The 20,327-nt window shown below is 38.1% G+C and carries 14 protein-coding genes; 7 read left to right on the top strand and 7 right to left on the bottom strand.

Translation table 11 applies throughout. From position 1 onward, the window contains the following. Positions 1-4: 4 nt before the first annotated feature. Positions 5-550, bottom strand: a complete 546-nt coding sequence (locus B3P23_RS03860; RefSeq protein ID WP_293924600.1) for a DUF1599 domain-containing protein — start codon at positions 548-550, stop codon at positions 5-7. A gap of 185 nt (positions 551-735) precedes the next feature. Between B3P23_RS03860 and B3P23_RS03855 the strand changes: the two genes are divergently transcribed. The 6 genes from B3P23_RS03855 (at position 736) to B3P23_RS03830 (ending at position 9,551) form a co-directional block, all read left to right on the top strand. Further along, on the top strand, positions 736-1,533 hold the full coding sequence (locus B3P23_RS03855) for a HipA family kinase (protein ID WP_293924598.1): 798 nt from the start codon (positions 736-738) through the stop codon (positions 1,531-1,533). Further along, positions 1,511-1,894 carry a DUF3037 domain-containing protein gene (locus B3P23_RS03850; protein ID WP_045753337.1) on the top strand — a complete coding sequence of 128 codons (384 nt, stop codon included), beginning with the start codon at positions 1,511-1,513 and terminating at the stop codon, positions 1,892-1,894. The genes B3P23_RS03855 and B3P23_RS03850 overlap by 23 nt, the downstream gene beginning before the upstream one ends. A gap of 68 nt (positions 1,895-1,962) precedes the next feature. Further along, positions 1,963-2,772 (top strand): serine O-acetyltransferase, encoded by an 810-nt coding sequence (locus tag B3P23_RS03845; protein WP_293924597.1) that lies wholly within the window; start codon positions 1,963-1,965, stop codon positions 2,770-2,772. 2 nt (positions 2,773-2,774) lie between these two features. Then, positions 2,775-3,647, top strand: a complete 873-nt coding sequence (gene cysM / locus B3P23_RS03840; RefSeq protein WP_293924595.1) for a cysteine synthase CysM — start codon at positions 2,775-2,777, stop codon at positions 3,645-3,647. Between the two features lie 783 nt (positions 3,648-4,430). Beyond that, the gene (locus B3P23_RS03835) at positions 4,431-7,652 is read left to right on the top strand and encodes a SusC/RagA family TonB-linked outer membrane protein (protein WP_293924593.1); all 3,222 of its coding nucleotides are present in this window, start codon (positions 4,431-4,433) and stop codon (positions 7,650-7,652) included. Between the two features lie 12 nt (positions 7,653-7,664). Next, on the top strand, positions 7,665-9,551 hold the full coding sequence (locus tag B3P23_RS03830; RefSeq protein ID WP_293924592.1) for a RagB/SusD family nutrient uptake outer membrane protein: 1,887 nt from the start codon (positions 7,665-7,667) through the stop codon (positions 9,549-9,551). 276 nt (positions 9,552-9,827) lie between these two features. Here the strand turns inward: B3P23_RS03830 and B3P23_RS03825 are convergent, their stop codons facing one another. The 3 genes from B3P23_RS03825 to tatA form a co-directional block, all read right to left on the bottom strand. Beyond that, positions 9,828-10,118, bottom strand: coding sequence for a hypothetical protein (locus tag B3P23_RS03825; RefSeq protein ID WP_293924591.1), 291 nt, complete (start codon positions 10,116-10,118; stop codon positions 9,828-9,830). A gap of 63 nt (positions 10,119-10,181) precedes the next feature. After that, entirely contained in the window at positions 10,182-12,428 is a 2,247-nt protein-coding gene (locus B3P23_RS03820; protein ID WP_293924589.1) for a Tex family protein, read from the bottom strand. 96 nt (positions 12,429-12,524) lie between these two features. Further along, a complete protein-coding gene (gene tatA, locus B3P23_RS03815) occupies positions 12,525-13,082 on the bottom strand; it encodes a twin-arginine translocase TatA/TatE family subunit (protein ID WP_293924587.1) in 558 nt (185 codons plus the stop codon). Between the two features lie 207 nt (positions 13,083-13,289). Here tatA and B3P23_RS03810 point away from each other — a divergent pair, with 207 nt between their 5' ends. Then, entirely contained in the window at positions 13,290-14,645 is a 1,356-nt protein-coding gene (locus B3P23_RS03810) for an MATE family efflux transporter (RefSeq protein ID WP_045753343.1), read from the top strand. A 78-nt stretch (positions 14,646-14,723) separates the two neighbouring features. Here the strand turns inward: B3P23_RS03810 and B3P23_RS03805 are convergent, their stop codons facing one another. From B3P23_RS03805 to B3P23_RS03795, 3 genes are all read right to left on the bottom strand, one after another. Then, positions 14,724-16,109: a dihydrolipoamide acetyltransferase family protein gene (locus B3P23_RS03805; protein ID WP_293924585.1), complete on the bottom strand. Its 1,386-nt coding sequence runs from the start codon at positions 16,107-16,109 to the stop codon at positions 14,724-14,726. Between the two features lie 107 nt (positions 16,110-16,216). Continuing rightward, positions 16,217-17,479: a competence/damage-inducible protein A gene (locus tag B3P23_RS03800; RefSeq protein WP_293924583.1), complete on the bottom strand. Its 1,263-nt coding sequence runs from the start codon at positions 17,477-17,479 to the stop codon at positions 16,217-16,219. A 100-nt stretch (positions 17,480-17,579) separates the two neighbouring features. After that, a complete protein-coding gene (locus B3P23_RS03795) occupies positions 17,580-20,225 on the bottom strand; it encodes a putative LPS assembly protein LptD (RefSeq protein ID WP_293924581.1) in 2,646 nt (881 codons plus the stop codon). Between the last annotated feature and the right edge of the window lie 102 nt (positions 20,226-20,327).

Here is a 20,327-nt window from a genome sequence, read left to right as displayed (position 1 = left end):
AACTTTAGTTTGTTTGAGCTAATCCCATTTTTATAAGCGCAAAAACGGCATAATTTAACATATCTTGATAGTTGGCATGGATACCCTCTGAGGCTATTGTAGCGCCATTATTGTCTTCAATTTGTTTGACACGGTGAATCTTCATGAGAATTAGATCGGTCAATGAAGTAATGCGCATTTCTCGCCATGCTTCGCCGTAATCATGGTTTTTTGCAAACATGAGATCACGTGTTTCAGTTACCTTTTCGTCGTATTTTTGATTGACAAAATCAGGACTTAAATTTTCTTCACCATCTTCGCCCAACTCGAGTTGGATCATACCCATAATACAATAGTTGATAATACCGATATATTCTTCTAGAATACCTTCTCCTACTTTGGATACTTTTTTAACTTCCAAAGTGCGGATACGCTGTGCTTTTATATAGATCTGATCGGTTATAGAAGAGAGACGCATAATGCGCCAAGCTGTTCCATAATCTTTCGTTTTTTTGATAAATAAATCTTGGCAGTGCTCGATAACTTTATTGTATTCTTGAGTCGTATTCATATATTGTTTGCGTATTTCACGAGAAAGTGATTGAACTATTGTTACAAATATAATTAGAATTAACCATTTTTATACGTCACAATTATGTCCAATTTGAATGAATAGGTCTATTAAAAAATAAAAATGTTGATATTTGATTTAAAGATTTATCGCTTGTGTATCGGTAAATTATAAAAGTATTACAGATGACTATCAAAAAACCTGAAATAAGAGAAGTAACCATCACACGGTATATTCAACCTTTTCGTGAAGGCGGATCTTTACCTGCATTGGTGGATGCTGATGATGGGTTCAATTATGTTATAAAATTTAGAGGAGCCGGACAAGGAAGAAAGGCGCTCATCGCTGAATTGATCGGTGGCGAATTGGCGCGTATTCTCGATCTCAGAATGCCGGAACTTGTCTTTGCAGATTTAGATGAATCTTTTGCACGTACAGAGCCTGACGAAGAAATTCAAGATTTATTGAAATTTAGTGTTGGTAAAAATCTAGGTGTTCATTTTCTCAATGGTGCCATTACTTTTGACGCCAATGTGGATCAGATCACAGCTGGTGAAGCGTCCCGTATTGTATGGTTAGATGCTTTGTTGATGAATGTTGATCGGACAGTACGAAATACCAATATGCTCATCTGGCACAAAGAATTGTGGTTGATCGATCATGGTGCGTCTTTATACTTTCATCATAGTTGGGATAACTGGGAGGAACAAGCTCTAAAACCGTTTATCCAGATTAAAGATCATGTGCTGTTGAAAAATGCAAGTGAGGTCGAGTTGGTCGATAAGCAGTATCGATCATTGCTGTCAGAAGAAGTGATCCGAAATATTGTCGATATTGTCCCAAGCGAATGGCTGATTGATGAGTCCCGAGATTTAACTGCTGCAGATGCTCGTGAAGTATATGTGTCATTTTTTATGAAACGTTTAGCACATGCCGACCATTTTTTAAATCAGATTAAAGATGCCAGAAAAAACATTATATGAATATGCTGTGGTGCGTTTGGTACCGCGTGTGGAAAGAGAAGAATTTATTAATGTTGGTGTAGCACTTTATTGTCGAAAATACCGGTTTGCCAATGTCTTGTTTGAGATTGATGAAACAAGAGTACGATCTTTATATCCAGATATAGATATGGATATGATTCGGGCACATCTGCAATCTTTTGTGAAAATCTGTACTGGAGCTCAAGATGGTGGCAAATTAGCCACATTAGACCAAACGGAACGATTCCGATGGTTGACCGCAAATAGAAGTACTGTCATCCAATGTTCGGCGGTACACCCAGGACTTTGTGTGGATCCTGCCGAAACATTAAGGCTCCTTTTTGATAAGTTAGTTTTATAGCTACTATATTTTATCTATCATATAAGTATAGTACATTTGTGTTACCATATAAAATAGGGATTAAACCCATGAATAACTTTTACGAACATATTTATCAAAAACAGTTGGAGGTGTTTGAAATGCCGTCCAATAAAAAAATATCAGGTTGGGCTGTCGGTATCCTTGATCTCTTATTTCCAGAGCGCAATGCAGGAGGTATAAAATCTGTTGCAGAGGTACAGCGTGCTTTTGAGCAAGCTGAAATCGAATTAGAGCAGTTATTGAGCAAATCAAAAGCCTGTGAGGTCTGCGATCACTTTCGTGTTGCACATGATTTTTTTCAATCGCTACCTCAGTTATATGAATTGATGTGTTCAGACGCTGATGCTTTGATCGCTGGAGATCCTGCGGCCAAAAATCAACGAGAAGTTATTCGAACCTATCCCGGTTTTTTTGCGATTAGCATATTTAGAATTGCAAATAAACTACATCAGCTCGATGTGCCGTTGATACCTCGTATTTTAACCGAACATGCACACTCTAAGACAGGTATAGATATTCATCCTGCTGCTACGATTGGACACCATCTGTATATTGATCACGGAACGGGTTTAGTCGTAGGTGAGACCTGTGTAATTGGCAATTATGTAAAACTGTATCAAGGGGTCACTTTAGGAGCCTTGAGCGTAGATAAAATTTTGTCAGATGTCAAGCGACACCCTACGATTGGAGATCATACAATTATTTATTCAGGTGCAACAATATTGGGTGGTGAGACCGTGATAGGACACCATTCTGTAATAGGAGGAAATGTTTGGCTGACCAATTCCGTTGAACCCTACACAACCGTATACCATCAAGCAAATACTAAGTTTATAGATTCCAAACCTTTAATTTAAATATGGGAAATATCATCGATACAATTGGAAATACACCTTTAGTAGAAATTACAAAATTTCATACCAATAGAAAGGTGAAGATTTACGCGAAAATGGAGGGTAATAATCCTGCAGGAAGTGTAAAGGACCGTGCTGCACTGAACATGATTCGATCTGCCATGGAAAGAGGGGAAATTACAAAAGACAGTAAATTGATTGAAGCCACTAGCGGTAATACCGGGATCGCACTCGCGATGATTGCGGGTATCTATGGTCTCAGCTTAGAACTCGTCATGCCTGTTACATCTACGCGTGAACGTACATTAACAATGGAAGCCTTTGGGGCAAAAGTGACGTTGTTGGAAACCATGGAAATTTGTCGTGACTATGCAGAAGAGAAAGCTGCATCAGGAGATTATTTTATTTTGAATCAATTTGCCAATCCAGATAACTATAAAGCTCATATCAAAACCACCGGGCCCGAAATTTGGCGCGACACAGCTGGAAAGATTACCCATTTTGTAAGTGCTATGGGAACTACCGGTACAATCATGGGAAACTCCATTTATTTAAAAGAACAAAATCCAACCATTCAGATCGTAGGATGCCAACCTACAGAAGAATCTTCGATTCCTGGTATTCGTCGTTGGCCACAAGAGTATTTGCCAAAAATATTTGATCCTTCACGCGTAGATCGTATTATTGATATCTCACAGAAGGAATCTACAGCTATGGCCCGCGAGTTGGTTAGTAAAGAAGGTGTTTTTGCAGGCATGAGTACAGGTGGAGCATTAGCGGCGGCGTTAAAAGTCGCAAATGAAATTGAAGAAGGAGTCCTTGTTTTTATTGCATGTGACCGAGGTGATCGCTATTTAAGTTCAGATCTATTTGCATAGATTATTTTATGTCGAAATAATAAAAAAGGGTTATCCATTAGGATAACCCTTTTTTATTGCAGCCCAGTTTTGAGAATCATAGCAATAGTGCTAAGCGCGATGATTTTTACAAAGGCTGATATTCGTACCCGTGTCGAGAGTGTGTTTTTAGTTATCCACATTGTGAATTCAGATTGTGGATAACTGTTAGGAGTGATTATTGGTTTTTCCACAATTATTATTTCATTTGTTAATAAGTGATTTGAACCTGATTTATGCGTTTATTCCAATTAAAGGCATATTATGGGGTCATTTATTCATTTCTTGTGATCATGGAAAATAAGTAGTTAACATTTCAATTTTCCTATGTCAGATATGATATAGATGTGAATAAAGACGGTAATTTACTCTATATTATGTGTATAAGTGACTACTCTAGACACCGGTCCTTCACCGTTATGAACAATTGTGGTAGGTTATTAACACTGAAATGTGAATAACTTATCGTTTATGTATTTACGATGACGGTTAAACGTCACACTTACATTTAAATTACTCATTACGAGAATTTTATATATATTTTTTAAAAGTATATTAGATTTTCTTTTACGATATGAATAATTTCTATTATCTTAGATTGTGTACAAAATACAACCTTAGTGTTGCGTATACAGCACCAATTTAAACCCATTAAATCAAGTAAATTGTTTTGTTTGATAGCATATTGGATTTCTGAGCCAATAAAAGCAAGACGTACTCTTGATTTAATTCGTACAAACTAATTAAACCAAAACAGAAAAAATTATGAGCAATCTTAATTTAAGTCAAAACCAATGGAAAAAGGCTTTTTGGATGGGAGCAATACTCTCCTTATCGACAATCTGCCAATCTCCCGTGCTTGCAAGCGCAAAAAGCCCTACTCTTATGAACTTGGCGCAAGAAAAGATTTCTGTCAGCGGAATTGTAACCAGTGCTGATGACGGAACGCCAATAGCAGGTGTTACGGTACTTGTTGTAGGTACTAACCTAGCGACCAAAACAAATCAAAATGGAGAATATGCTCTGGCCAATGTGCCTAGTAATGGAAAAATAAGTTTTCGAATGGTTGGAATGACTTCCACGGACGAAGATATCAAAGGTAGAACCAGTATTATGGTTAGTCTTGGGAGTTCCAATGCCAATCTAGATGAAGTCGTGGTGGTCGGTTATGGTGTACAAAAGAAAGAAACGGTTACTGGATCTGTTGTTGCTGTGAAAGGTACTGATTTGGCCAAATCTCCAGCACTTAATGTCTCCAATGCACTAGCTGGACGTGTACCGGGAGTAATCGCAACAAATGGCTCGGCAGAACCAGGTTATGATGGTTCGACCATTAGTATTAGAGGGACAAACACCTTGGGTAACTCCAGTCCATTAATTGTTATTGATGGAATTCCGGCTCGTCAAGGTGGTTTTGAACGATTAAATCCTGCTGATATTGATAATATTTCTGTATTGAAGGATGCTTCGGCCGCCATTTATGGAGCTCGTGCTGCTAATGGTGTTATATTAGTAACTACAAAAAGAGGAACCACTGGAAAGCCAAAATTTTCGTATAATTTTAATAAAGGATTTTCCCAACCGACCGTTATTCCCAAATTAACAGATGCGGTTGAATATTCAGAGTTGAGAAATGAACTGGAAATTTATAAACTGCCAGTAGCGGAATGGAGCGCGGCACAAAATGCCTTTAGAACTACAGGTAACTATATAAGACCCAATAGTACCACTGTTTCGGCTCCTTTTACACCTGAAGATGTACAATTATTTAAAGATGGAAGCGACCCTTGGGGGCATCCAAACACAGATTGGTATGGAGAGACTTTAAAAAATTGGTCTCCACAGGAAAAGCATAATGTTCAGATTGTGGGAGGTAATGATGCCGTAAAGTACCTCACTTCCATAGGATATCAAAATCAAGATGCGTATTATAAAAATTCTGCTACTGGCTATAAGCAGTATGATTTGAGGATTAATCTGGATGCTAAAATTAGTCAATACATCACCACTAAATTCGGCGTTTTAGGTCGTCAAGAAAATAGAAATTTTCCGACTAAGACTGCAGGTACAATTTTTAGAATGCTGATGCGCGGCAATCCTACTCAACCGGCTTATTGGCCAAATGGAATGCCTGGACCTGATATTGAAAATGGTGAAAATCCTGTGGTGATCACGACTAATGATACCGGTTATGAACGAGATAAAAGATATTACTTTCAGACCAATGGGCAGATTGATATCACGATTCCTTGGATAGAAGGATTGAAATTTTCTGGAAATGCAGCAGTCGATAAGTATATTAAAAAAATCAAACGTTGGGAAACTCCTTGGTATCTGTACACTTGGCAAGGGGCTTATGAAGCTGATGGGGTGACACCACAATTGGTAGCGGGCAAAAGAGGGCCGGCAGATCCAAGATTAAACCAGTCCGATGAAGATCAATTGAATATTTTGTTAGGCGGTGTACTGACGTATGACAAAGTGATTGGCGATCATACGTTTAACATATTGGCAGGTGTCAATAGAGAGACCATCCAAAATGACAGTTTCTCTGCTTATCGACGCTATTTCTTATCGGATAAGATCGATTATCTGTTTGCTGGTGGTGATGCCGAGAAAAATAATGACGGTAGCGCATGGGAGCGTGCAAGATTGAATTATTTTGGAAGGGTCAATTACAATTATAAATCGAAGTACATTGCGGAGTTGCTATGGCGTTATGATGGGTCTTATATGTTTCCTCAAAAAACGCGTTATGGATTTTTTCCAGGAGCGATGTTGGGTTGGGTCGCTTCAGAAGAAGGGTTTTGGAAGGATAATATAAAAGCCATTAATTATTTTAAGATACGGGCATCTTATGGTCAGATGGGAAATGATAATGTCTTTTATGATGATCTACTGCAAGAATATCAATTCTTCTCTACCTATAAATTTGGAACCTATATCATGGGAGATGAAATGATCAAGACTCTTTATGAAAGCCGTGTTCCAAATAATTTCATCACGTGGGAGGTCGCGAATAACTATAACTTAGGTATCGATGCACAATTGTTAGGAGGCAAGATTAATTTTGAATTTGATGTTTTTAAGAATAGACGAAATTCAATTCTGTGGCGACGCAATGCATCTATTCCTCAAAGTACAGGAATGACATTACCTGCCGAAAATATTGGTAAAGTAGATAACAAGGGATGGGAATTTAATTTAGGTTACCGCGATCAGAAAGGTGATTGGGGATATAGTGCTTCTATAAATGGTGGATATGCTAAAAATAAAATTGTTTTTTGGGATGAAGCAGCTGGAGCACCTGCATGGCAGCAAACGACTGGTCGAGTAATCAATTCGGGATTATACTATCAGTATGATGGGGTGTTTAAAAACCAAGAAGAGATCAGTGCAAATACGCTTGATTATTCAGCTATTACAAATAATCTCAGACCTGGTGATATGAAGTACAAGGATTATGATGGTGATGGAAAGATTACACCTGAAGATCGTGTCCGTACAGATAAAAACACTAATCCAACCTTTCAAGGAGGCTTAAATCTGGGCCTGCGTTACAAGAATTTTGATCTATCGATCTTATTCCAAGGTGCTACGGGGGGTGAAGTGCGGATCGCAACAGACGAATCTGGTGCAATCGGTAACTACTTGCATGAATTCTATGAAAATAGGTGGACGATTGACAACCCGAGTTCCGAACATCCACGTATCACAGACCGCTCCGATCAGTATTATTCCAGCGGCAATACCTATTGGTTACATTCCAATAATTATCTGCGCTTAAAAAATGTGGAAATAGGATATAATTTAAGTGCAAAACTTGTGGAGCGCTTAGGGATTTCAAGTTTCAGAGTTTATGCGAGTGGTATGAACTTAGTTACTTGGTCCAAATTGAAAATGTACGATCCTGAATCGACTAATACCTTAGGGCATTACTACCCTCAAGCTCGATTAATCAATACAGGTATACTTTTATCTTTTTAAATCGCTATCATTATGAAAACAATAAAATTATTTTATATACCGATTTCTGCCTTATTATTTACAGGGCTATTTGCTAGCTGTAATGATGATTTTGTCAATACTAAGCCACTTTCCGAGGTTCCAAAAGAACTCGTATGGACAGATGCTGGACTTGCTCAGGCATTTGTAAATGATCTGTACAATGGGTTTGGACAAGGAGGCTTTAACGAACAGATGTTGGCCTCGCTGACAGATGAATCTATGTTTACCCATCCGGGTAGAGGTATCAATACCATTACAGAGAGTAGATCCAATCCTGCCGATCAGGGATGGATCGTTGATACCTATGAGTATAGCAATATGTATAAGCGCATACGTGCCACTAATATTGCGATCGAAAATCTGACTACACCAAAATTCAATAATGAGTCGCAGGCTAAACAGATGTTAGGAGAAGCTTATTTCCTACGAGCCTATTTCTATCAGCAGCTGTTACGCGTTTATGGTGCGATTCCATTGATCACCAAAATTTATACGCTCGAAGATACCGACTATACAGCAGCTCGAAATACATATGAAGAATGCGTCAATTTCATTGTCAAAGATTGTGAACAGGCGGCTACTTTATTGGATGGAACGGCAAGAGTAGATGGACGTGCCAGTGCAGCAGCAGCTCTGGCATTAAAAGCTCGAGTGTTGTTGTATGCAGCATCAGATTTACATGATATTCCAACGGCAAAAGCCAAATCAAATACGATTTCAGCATATGCTAATCCCGAATACTTAGGCTATGTCTCTGGAAATAGAACAGAGAGGTGGCAAAAAGCTAAAGCAGCAGCAAAGGCTGTGCTGGATAAAGCAGAATTTGCATATAAGTTAGATTTATCTGCGCAAGAAACGCCCGCTGATGGACGTGCAAATTATATTGCGTTAGCCATGGGCGGAAGTTCTAAACTTGCTGATGGTGATGCCAAGAAAGATTTAATCTTAGGAAGATTCTTTAATGATTTGAAAGATGAGGCAGGGGCATATGTAGGTCGCAACAATGGACCTAATGGTTATCACAATTGGGCGGGGAATAGTCCAACACAATTGCTTGTAGATGACTATGAAACTTTGTCTGGCGAAAAATTTGATTGGAATAACCCTGCTCACTCCGCAAGTATCTATACCAATCGTGATCCTCGCCTAGGAGCTTCGATATTATATGACGGTGCTAGTTGGAAACCAAGGACAGATGATGTTAAAGATCGTGATCCTTTAAATCAAATTCAGACAGGTCAATATGAAGTGATCAATGAAAAAGGAGTTAAAGTGATTCAATATGGATTAGATACACGTAATTCTCCTGTGGAAGATTGGAATGGAAGTTATACGGGATATTATATGCGCAAGTTTGTAGATCCAGATCCAAAAATAGTTGATCAAAATACCAGACAACGTGTGCCATGGCCTGTGCTGCGCTATACAGAAGCGGTGTTAAACTACGCTGAAGCTTGTCTTGAGTTGGGAGAAGAAGCGGAGGCACGGAATTGGCTTAATAAAATTAGGTTCAGATCAGGTATGCCGGCTATTGCTGATAAAGAAACGGGACAAAAATTAAAAGATCGATACCGCAATGAAAGACGGGTTGAACTGGCTTATGAGGAGCACCGTTTCTTTGACACACGACGTTGGATGAATGCTAAGGAAACAATAGGAAGACAGGTGACATTAATTAATATTTTTGGTACACTGAAAGCAGGAAAGCTGGTGAGTCTTTACCAATATAATACGGACAATTATACCTACTCTTATAAAGTGAATACAATTGCACCAGGTATTGAAAATAGAAACTGGTTAGATAAAATGTATTTTATATCCATCCATCGCGATGAAATGAATAGAAATACCAAGTTAGTCCAAAATCCGGGATACTAATTCTGAACGAGGCACTCGTAATCGATTAGATCGTTAATGGTTAGAGGTTATCTGGAATAAAGTATGAAGCTTCAGCTGCAAAAATTCATACTTGTTATTCGAGATAACCTCTTTTTTTATCCGCTAGATGAAAAAAGGAGATCATTATTTTTTATTTATCATGACGTGTAAGTATATCTTCTTGTTTTTCGTTAGGCTATATTGCCATATCGAATATTTCAGATAACTTTTTTGTCCCGATGGGAATTAAAACCTAAATATGTTCTTAACCTATGACTAAAACAAATGTATTTTTACTAGTTCCTCCCATTCATCATCGAGTGAACCTCTAAATTCTTCTTTTTTTGCTCGATTATACCAATATCGGGCATTCCAAAGATCTTTCTCTTTACGGTGTAAGTAAGCGTGTATATGGGCAGATTGAGCATCTTGTAAATGATCTATTAAATCATGCGCTTTTTGCCAATCGCCTTTTTTATCCCACCATAGTGACTCTAGCCAAATAGACAGATCTATAGGAGGCACAGCCAATGCTGTGGAAGATGAAAATTTTTCAAATGTTAACATATCTCTAAAATAACCAAATTCAAATAAAAAAGGGTGATTTTTTACTTAAATCACCCTTTTTTATTATTTAAATCTGCTCGCTAAAGCGGCAAGTTTAGAAGCCATATCTGTTTCAGGTTCTTTTTCCTTTCGATCTTTTTGGTTAAAAGTCTTCTGTTCTCTTTTTGGTTTTGGAGACGAAGATACTTCGCTAGTTTTCATAGATAGTCCGATGCGATTTCTCTTTTCATCAATTTCCGTTACCGTCACCTCTACATGTTGCTGCACTTTAACCACCTCGTGCGGATCAGTTATATAACGATTGGAGAGCTGACTTAAATGTACAAGCCCATCTTGATGCACACCAATATCAACGAAAGCACCAAAATTAGTGATATTGGTAATAATACCGGGCAATTTCATTCCTACACGCAGATCAGAAACCGTATTTACACCATCTGTGAAGGAGAAAGCTTCAAATTTTTCACGTGGATCTAATCCTGGTTTTGCTAATTCGGCCATTATATCATTCAAAGTCGGGAGACCAACTTCATCAGAGATGTAGTTTTTTAATGGTATCGTTTTTCTTAATTCAGCATCTTTTAACAGGTCATGTACACTTGTTGAAAGATCCTTAGCCATTTGTTCAACCAATTTATAACGTTCGGGATGTACCGCTGAGGCATCTAATGGATTTTCAGCATTACGGATGCGCAAAAATCCTGCCGCCTGTTCAAAAGCTTTATTTCCTAGACGTGGTACTTTCTTCAATTCACGACGTGACTTGAATGGACCATTTTCTTTTCTATAATTGATGATCGATTGTGCTAAGGCAGGCCCTAATCCAGATACATAAGCTAGAATTTGTTTCGATGCGGTATTTAATTCAACACCAACATTGTTGACACAACTCATGACAGTATCATCTAGGGAGCTCTGTAATTTATTTTGATCGACATCATGTTGATACTGGCCAACACCAATCGATTTGGGATCTATTTTCACAAGTTCTGCTAATGGATCCATCAATCGTCTACCGATGGAGACAGCACCGCGGACAGTGATATCTTGATCTGGAAATTCTTCTCGGGCTGTTTCTGAAGCCGAGTATATGGATGCACCGCTTTCATTGACCATGACGATAGTCACCTGATCCAGGTTGAGTTTACGAATAAATTCTTCGGTTTCTCTTCCAGCTGTTCCATTGCCAATTGCAATCGCTTCGATATCGTATTTTTTCACCAGGTACGGAATCGTACGCGTTGCTTCCGCAAGACCTCCAGCACCACTGTGAGGGAATATGGCCGTGTTTTCTAATAATGCTCCTTGTTGATCCAGCACCACCGTTTTACAACCTGTTCTAAATCCCGGATCGATCGCTAAAATTCTTTTTTGTCCCAGTGGAGCAGCCAATAATAACTGTCGTACATTATCTGCAAATACCTTGATCGCTTCTTCATCAGCTTTCTGACGTGTCAAAACTCTGATTTCAGTTTCCATTGATGGTTTTAATAAACGCTTAAAACTATCCACCAATGCCAAACGGACCTGAGCAGAGGCTTCATTATTTGCTTTGACATAGATTTGTTCGATGACTGGGATGACCTCTTCTTCTGTCACTTCTATATCTAAATAAAGCAATTCTTCTTTTTCACCGCGGCGCATGGCTAGTACACGGTGAGAAGGAGCATTTTTTAACGATTCGGACCATTCGTAGTAATCCTTATATTTCAATGCAGCTTCTTCTTTTCCAGGTACGACTCTAGATACAAACTGACCTTTTTCTAAAAATATTTTACGTGCTTTATCTCTTACCTCCGCATTTTCCGCAATGGTTTCTGCAATAATATCACGTGCACCCGATAACGCTTCATCTACCGAGTTTACCCCTTTATCTTCATCAATTAGTGATGTTGCTAAAGCTGTGAAATCCGTGCGTTCTTGGGCGAGGAGGAGGTCAGCCAGTGGTTGAAGCCCCTTTTCCCTAGCCATACTTGCGCGTGTTTTACGCTTAGGTTTGTAAGGAAGATAAATATCTTCCAAGTTGGCCATTGTCTCTACGTTCTTGATTTTGAGTTCTAGTTCTGGAGTTAACTTTCCCTGCTCTGCGATAGACTTTAAGATCGCTTCCCTTCTTTTATCCAAATCACGTAATTGTTGGATGCGATCACGTATGGTTGTTATCTGCACTTCATCTAGACTCCCTGTCATCTCTTTTCTATAACGAGATATGAAAGGAACTGTAGCGCCTTCATCTAATAAACCAATTGTTGTCTGTACCTGTTTTTCGCTAATTGCTAATTCCTTCGAAACTATAATTTCGTGTGTCATAAATAGAGAATGTAATATTTATTAAAATAGAAAGCTGCTGGAAATAATCCAACAGCTTTATTTGACAATATCTTATTGAAAATAAAATGCTTAAACTTATGCTTCTTTCGAAGGTTCTTCTGTATTTTTGAGAGGATCTGTTGTTGTTTTTCCGATAGATGCAGTTGGATGTTCAACAGGTGTTACTGGATTTTCAACAGGGGTATTTGGATTTTCCTCTGTTACAGCGGTCTGTGCATTTTCTGCAAAATGATCGTTGTAGCCATATTGAAAATGATTAGGTTCTTCGCCATAATCAGGTTGGCGGCTGTATTGCATAGTGCCTTCAGGAGCTGTAAATTGAGGAGTTTTTTTCTCCGATTCATCCGTCTTTTCAGCTTCTGCATCATCTTTTACCTTTTGTTCCGCAGCTTGAACTTCTGCTAATGGATTTTCTTCAACTTTTAAATCAATATCTTTTTCGAAATTATTAATTTGATCAGAAATCTCTCTCTTGATACCCTCTGAAGCATCTTTAAATTCTCTAATTCCACGACCTAGGCCCCTTGCTAATTCAGGAAGTTTTTTACCACCAAATAATAAAAGAGCGATGACCAAAATTAACATCATTTCTGATGTCCCTATGTTAAGAAATGCAAATATTTGACTGTACATTATACTATCGTTTTAATAAATTATAAATGCTAAGTTACAGCAATATTTTAAAAATGAAACAGTGTTTAAGGAAATATTAACAATTCAATTGTAAAAATTTAGTGTGTTAATTTGACAATTTCATTATCATTTATTGATAGATAAGAAATGTAGGAGTGGGAAAATTCTCGTACTTTTGAAATCTTTTCAAATTTAGTAGCGGGAAATATGTTGAAGCGATTAAAATCTTACAAGCCTTATTATTGGAGCACTTTTATACTGGCTGGTCCAGTAGTGATTTCTCAATTGGGTCATACCATGGTGCACATGGCTGATAGTGTTATTGTAGGGCACTTTGCCGGTACTATACCCTTGGCTGCGGTATCATTGGTCAATGCTGTTTTTATGATCGTCATGGTGATCGGACTAGGGATTGCATATGGGATCACACCATTAATCGCACAAGAAAACGGACGTGGCAATAAAGAAGAATGTGCCAAATTATTATCCAATAGTATTTGGATCAATGCCATAGCGGGAGTACTGTTGTTTTGCCTTGTTTATTTTGGGTCGATGTTGGCTATTGATCACTTGGACCAAGATCCTGCAGTTGTGAAAGAGGCAAAACCTTACTTGCTGATATTAAGTTTATCGATTTTACCTCTGATGATTTTTAGCGCCTTCAAGCAATTTGCAGAAGGATTAGGATTTACTAAGCAAGCCATGAACATCACCATCTGGGGAAATGTACTTAATATTATTTTAGCCGTCATTTTTGTTAAAGGTATGTTTGGTATCAAACCTATGGGGGTTAGTGGAGTAGGGTACAGTACGTTGATCGATCGTGTCATGATGATGGTGGTGATGCTATTTTACGTCATGAAATCTTCTTATTTTCAACCTTACATCAGTAAATTTAAACTTTGGGCAGTAGATCTTATCCGTGTTCGAAAAATATTGAAAATTGGGGCACCTGTGGCGATGCAATATGTGTTTGAAATTGGCGCATTTGCCGGCGCTTCACTCATAGCTGGTACAATTGGTGCCGTAGAGCAAGCTTCACATCAAGTTGCTATTCAGCTGGCTGCGATGACCTATATGATGGCAAGTGGAATTGCTGCTGCAGCAACAATTAAGACAGGAAATAGCTTTGGTAACAAAAATTTCTTTCGACTACAGCGTTTCGCAGTTTCGTCTTATCAACTGGTTTTGATCTTTATGACCTTGACAGCATCTATTTTTGCCATCTTTAATAATTATCTGCCTTTTATCTTTACAAAGGATATGGCAGTAGTCACCATTGCTTCACACCTATTAATCATAGCCGGATTATTTCAACTATTTGATGGAACTCAGGTGGTCGGTTTGGGCGTATTGAGGGGTATGGGAGATGTCAATATTCCGACCTTAATCACGTTTATTGCGTACTGGATTATTGGGTTACCAAGTGGCTATTTTATGGGCGTACATTTAGGAATGGGAGTCGAGGGGATCTGGTATGGTTTGACCATGGGCTTACTGACTTCTTCCATATTGCTATATTGGCGTTACCGTATTGTAATTCAAAAACATTTGAATTCTTAACAAAAGCTTATTTTAGACATAAAAAAATCCTTCTCTGCATGTATAGAGAAGGATTTTTTTTATTCCGTATTGTTGTGGTTATATTTCGCGATTGATATCCCAATTTTCTAAATAGTCAGCGACTCTTTTCAAAAATGTACCGCCCAATGCACCATCAATAACCCGATGATCATACGATAGCGACAGGTACATCATTTGTCTGATACCAATGAGGTCACCATGTTCAGTTTCGATAACTGCAGGTTTCTTTTTAATCGTCCCTACAGCTAAGATCGCAGCTTGAGGCTGATTGATGATAGGAGTACCCATAATATTGCCAAAAGCACCGATATTAGTAAAGGTAAACGTACCTCCTTGCGTATCATCTGGTTTTAATTTATTAGCGCGTGAACGATTAGCCAGATCATTGACCGATTTGCTAAGTCCCACTAAACTTAATTGATCGGCATTTTTAATCACAGGAACGATTAGATTTCCATTAGGCAGCGCTGCTGCCATTCCGATATTGATATTCTTCTTTTTGATGATATGGTTTCCATCAACGGAAACATTGACCATTGGAAAATCCTTCAAAGCTTTAGCAATGGCCTCAATAAAAATAGGAGTGAAGGTAATATTTTCACCATCTCTCTTTTTATAGATTTCCTTTGCCCTATTGCGCCAGTTAACCAAATTGGTTACATCAGCTTCGACAAATGAACATACATGTGGCGAAGTCTGCACACTTTTGACCATATGATCCGCAATCAGTTTGCGCATGCGGTCCATCTCGATGATTTCGTCTCCGCCGGAATTGATCGTATGAGCTGTCTCAACAGGTGCAGTAGCATATTGCTCTTTTTTATCGACAAGAGTAGTTGCTGCTGTTGGAGCAGTATTGGTTTGAGTAGAAGCAGGTTGTTGTTTTTTACTTGCTACATACTTTAAAATATCTTCTTTTGTTACACGACCATCCGACCCACTACCCGTCACTTGATCTAACTCCTGCTGGCTTAAACCTTCATGGAATGCTATATTTTTGACCAATGGTGAATAAAATCTAATTCCACTGTGAATGCTAGATTGGTGATGATCTACTGTAGGTTGAATCTGATTTAAACCAGGTATTTCTACATTTTTATCCTCGATCTGTATGGTTGTTGGCGTAACCTCGATCTGATTAACAATGGTTTCCGAAGCTTGTTCCGCATTTGATGGGATAGTCTCCTCTACATTCTGTTCACCTTCGATCTCAATAATAGCGATTATATCACCCACCTGTGCAACTTGATCGATTGAAAAAAGTTGTTCTTTTAATATTCCTTTTACCGGAGAAGGCACATCAGAATCTACTTTGTCGGTTGCGATTTCTAAAACTGCTTCATCTTCGCTAATGGTATCACCTGGTTGTTTCAACCATTTCGTTACAGTAGCTTCAGATACACTTTCCCCCATTTTAGGAAGTAATAATTTATATAATGCCATAATAATTCAACTGCAATCCTTTTAAATACTAAGTTAGTTATTTTAAGGTTTATATTTTACAAAGTAAAATATAATTTTTGATAAATCAATTTTTGCGGAATAATATTTTACAAACTCATGCCTATCTGATGTTCTTTGACTAAAAGTTGCCAAAGCATGAAAAGTGCCAATTGTCGTGTTCGTTCAATATTAATTGTTCTGTCATTTTGAAATTGAAACTTCTTCGTTATGGTTTCCCTTTCACCTGCCACAGCTACCCATACGGTACCTACAGGTTTGTCTATGGTACCACCACCTGGACCAGCAATACCACTTGTAGATATGGCATAATGGGTTTCAAATTTCTTTTTGGCACCTTCTGCCATTTCTATTACAGTCTGTTCACTCACAGCACCGTATTGAAGCAACGTTTCTTCCCTAACACCCAAGAGCTGTTGTTTTAATTTGTTCGAATAAGGTATAGTACCGCCCACATACATCGCGCTACAACCGGCAATAGCCGTGATCATAGCTGCCAAGCTGCCCCCTGTGCAACTTTCAGTAGTTGTCAATGTTAATTTGTGTTCAATGAATTTTTGGATTAGAAATTCCTCTATAGTCGTATCATAGTTCGCAATAACATGCTCTCCAAGTCTGTGGATGAGCTGTTCAGCATAATATTTGGTACTGGCTGTTATTGCTTCTTGATCCGATCCTTTGCCCGAAAGACGAAGTCTCACAAATGTCAATGTTGGCAAGTAAGCCAATTTTATAGAATCGGGAAGCTCCGATTCTATATCGGCAATTTTCTCTGCAAGGTAGGACTCACCGATTCCACCAACAATTATGTTTTCCTGCGAAAGATAGGTGCTATTTTCTTGTTGAGTAAGTCGCGGTAATATTTGGGTATTCATTAAATGCTTCATTTCAAAAGGAACACCCGGCATAAAGACAAAGGTCGTGTCTTCCTTTTTTATGAGCATTCCTGGCGCTGTACCATACTGATTAAATAAAAGTGTGCATCCCTCCAAAACATCTGCCTGTTGCCTGTTTATCTCCAACATGGGTCTGCCTCGCGATTCAAAAAATTGAGTTACATGCTGGAGCACAGTTTGATCACGTCGCAATTGTGTGTCAAAATATTTTGCTGCAGTCTGCTTGGTTATATCGTCTTTAGTCGGTCCTAATCCTCCTGTGATGAGTACGAGGTCTGCTTGATTTTGACTATCGGATAACGCATTTAAGATGGCGTCCTCTTGATCCGATATCGAAAGAATTTGTGAAACACTTATGTTGTTGGCATGGAGTTGAGTCGCTATCCAAGCTGAATTGGTATCGACAATTTGACCAATTAAGATTTCATCTCCTATAGTTATGATTTGTGCTTTCATGGATATCTAATAAATCCGTATCTATGTTAAATAGCAAAAGCTACGATTTTTTTTTCGAAGCTTTGTTTGATGTAATAAAATAAAGAAAAAAAAGCAGTTATTAATAATAACTGCCTCCTGAACTATTTCTTTTCGAAAGTTTCAAATCTTGTAAGATGGAAGATTTGGCCCTGATCGTAAAATTGTAACTTTGATATCTTCCAAATGGTGTCCATCCAATCGCGATATCCCAACAGTGAAGATCCCTATAAATATTGAATTGTGTTAAGGTGATTTCCTTTGCTTTCAAATCAAAACCTGAATTAAAAGTAACCTTCCACTTAGGTGTTAGGCTGACATCCCCATGTATATTGACCGTACTAGTAATAGTTGAAACTTGACCTGGTTTAGAATATTGGAAACTAAATGATCCAGCTAAATTCCACGGAATACTAAAATTGACAAATGCATTTGGATCAGCACTGATACGCGAGAGTGCCTGTGCCTGCTCTGGTGTCATGTTACTACCGATCTGACTACGCAAAGAATCAATATTATTATTTCTATTTTTGGCAGCTTTAGGGTTGAGACTATAATCAAAGGATAATCCGAAGTTAGTCAAACGAGCAAGTTTACCCTCATTAATGACATATTTATTATAGCGTTGGCCAGCTTGATCGATGGCATATGGATCTAACGTACCATTGAAATTGACATTTATCTTTTCGCCGAATAATGCTGTTCTACCAGAAAAGTTAAGCGGTGATAATTTCATGGAATCAGCCACAAAATTATAATTTCCACTTATGGATAATCCCTGAAGTAAAGGAATTTTTTTAATTCCACCATCCGTTGTATCTGACTTGCTTTTTATTTTTGCTTCGATATTATTATCTACGGAGAAACCAATTCCCATGGATTTCCCAGCAGATGGGCTACCATAAACATTCTTATCAAAAATGGAATAACGATTAATTATTCCATACTGATCGACATAATTCTTGTAAAATCCATACATCGCGTCTGAGAAGTCCGGTCTATAGTTAATATTGACCGATGGCGTGATGACATGTCTAATGGCTTGTATTTTACCTATTTTGGGGTACTTACCATAGATTTTGGTGGATAATCCTGTTTGTACAGAATAATCGTATGCTCTTCTGAAACCTTGTACTGTATCAAGGACTGCAATATACCCCTCTTTTGTATTTTCCATACGTTGACGTGTACTTTGCAGATACCATCTTTCAGTATAATTTACACTTGTGTTAAATTGAAAATACTTGAATGCATTTAATGATAGACTGATCGGGATATTATGTTGAAAACCATTTGTAAATTCTTTTAATGTTTCTTTTCTAAACAGTTTAGATTCGTTGGAGTTTAACGTATTTGTTCCTTGTAGACTATACCCTACATTGATGCGTTGATACCATTTTTGCTCATCTACACGGTCTTTCGAATCAAAAGGATTGAAAGAAGATACGTTTAAGCTGAAATTAGGAAGCTGTAGCTGGATGTCGCCTTTAGTCATGTCCTGATTATGGCTAAGGGTAGAGGTAAAGTTTATTTTTCCATCTGCAAATACACGGCCATAAGCAATTGAAGATCCCATTCTATTTCGTGTGATGTCATTGATGTTGTTTACGCCATTGGCACCTGTATTTCGAAAGTAAGATCCCGTTCCAAAGTTAACACTCGCTGAAAAGGAAGTTCCCGGATTTGCCTCTTGACGCTGGGTATGGTTCCAAACAACATTAAAATCTTTGTCGGCACCATAATTATCTGTCCCTTCTATTCCTCTTTTTGTAGAAGCATAGCGGATATTGAATCCTCCATTATATTTATAATTGACGGTATAGCGGGTATTGATAGAAGCTTCATAAGATCCTTTTGAATATAAACTTCCACGCACTTCACTATCCCAGTAATCATTAAAGGCGAGATACCATCCGATATCGCGCATGGCAAATCCACGTGTATAGTCTTCACCAAAGGATGGAAATAAAAATCCAGAAGACCTTTTATCTGGTTTAGGAAAAAATGCAAATGGAAAACCGATAAACTTTAAGGGGATATTTTGTAAGACAAGATAGGATGGTCCTGCTATAATCTGGTTCTGGGTAACAATCCCTTTGCTCAGGAAAATTCCAAAATGCGTATGTGGCTCAGGAAGATTACAAGTACTGTAGAGACCATGGTACAACGACATTTCATCGTATAAGTTTTTACGTACTACTTTTGCTTGAATGAATCCTCCTTCCACATCGGTCATGATTCCATAAGTATTACCCTCTTGTTTTTCATAATCGTATAACAGAGAATCTACTGTCTTAGGGCTCTCGGATCCCGTCATCACAATAGGACGACCCACATATTTGCCATTATGGTCGATCACGCCCGAAGCAAATATTTGCTTTTTATTTCGATCTAATCGGATATAATCTGCTGACAGTTCAAAATCTTGGTATTTAACCTTAGCCCCTTTGTACAAGTGACTTATGTTTTTATCAACTTCAGTACGCTGCGAGTCACGAGCGATAATACTAACTTCCGCCTGCAATCCGCCTTTATTTTTGGTACTGTCTTTGTTTATTAGGGAGGAGTCTCGTTTCACACGAATGGAGTCAGGGGTTCCTATGACCGAAACAGAATCTTTTAGATTCTTTGACGTTGTCTTTACGGAAATTTTATCTTGCGAAAATGCTGAAAAAACACTTAGCGAAAGAATAAGGAATATGGTTAAAATGTGTGTTAACGACTTCAAAATTAAAGACAAATGTTATTTTTGTAAAAATATTAAACTAAGCTCGACAAAATTAGTCAAAAACAAATAGAAAGTGACGTTTTTTAACGAGATTAACATTTC

The sequence above is a fragment of the Sphingobacterium sp. UBA6320 genome, from assembly GCF_002440335.1.
Lineage (GTDB): Bacteria > Bacteroidota > Bacteroidia > Sphingobacteriales > Sphingobacteriaceae > Sphingobacterium.
This window is presented reverse-complemented; position numbering and strand designations above follow the sequence as displayed.

Coding starts and splice junctions, on each gene's coding strand:
- B3P23_RS03860 (WP_293924600.1), bottom strand. CDS start 550: ATGAATACGACTCAAGAATACAATAAAGTTATCGAGCACTGCCAAGAT.
- B3P23_RS03800 (WP_293924583.1), bottom strand. CDS start 17,479: ATGAAAGCACAAATCATAACTATAGGAGATGAAATCTTAATTGGTCAA.
- B3P23_RS03820 (WP_293924589.1), bottom strand. CDS start 12,428: ATGACACACGAAATTATAGTTTCGAAGGAATTAGCAATTAGCGAAAAA.
- cysM (WP_293924595.1), top strand. CDS start 2,775: ATGGGAAATATCATCGATACAATTGGAAATACACCTTTAGTAGAAATT.
- B3P23_RS03845 (WP_293924597.1), top strand. CDS start 1,963: ATGAATAACTTTTACGAACATATTTATCAAAAACAGTTGGAGGTGTTT.
- B3P23_RS03825 (WP_293924591.1), bottom strand. CDS start 10,118: ATGTTAACATTTGAAAAATTTTCATCTTCCACAGCATTGGCTGTGCCT.
- B3P23_RS03830 (WP_293924592.1), top strand. CDS start 7,665: ATGAAAACAATAAAATTATTTTATATACCGATTTCTGCCTTATTATTT.
- tatA (WP_293924587.1), bottom strand. CDS start 13,082: ATGTACAGTCAAATATTTGCATTTCTTAACATAGGGACATCAGAAATG.
- B3P23_RS03835 (WP_293924593.1), top strand. CDS start 4,431: ATGAGCAATCTTAATTTAAGTCAAAACCAATGGAAAAAGGCTTTTTGG.
- B3P23_RS03855 (WP_293924598.1), top strand. CDS start 736: ATGACTATCAAAAAACCTGAAATAAGAGAAGTAACCATCACACGGTAT.
- B3P23_RS03850 (WP_045753337.1), top strand. CDS start 1,511: ATGCCAGAAAAAACATTATATGAATATGCTGTGGTGCGTTTGGTACCG.
- B3P23_RS03810 (WP_045753343.1), top strand. CDS start 13,290: ATGTTGAAGCGATTAAAATCTTACAAGCCTTATTATTGGAGCACTTTT.
- B3P23_RS03805 (WP_293924585.1), bottom strand. CDS start 16,109: ATGGCATTATATAAATTATTACTTCCTAAAATGGGGGAAAGTGTATCT.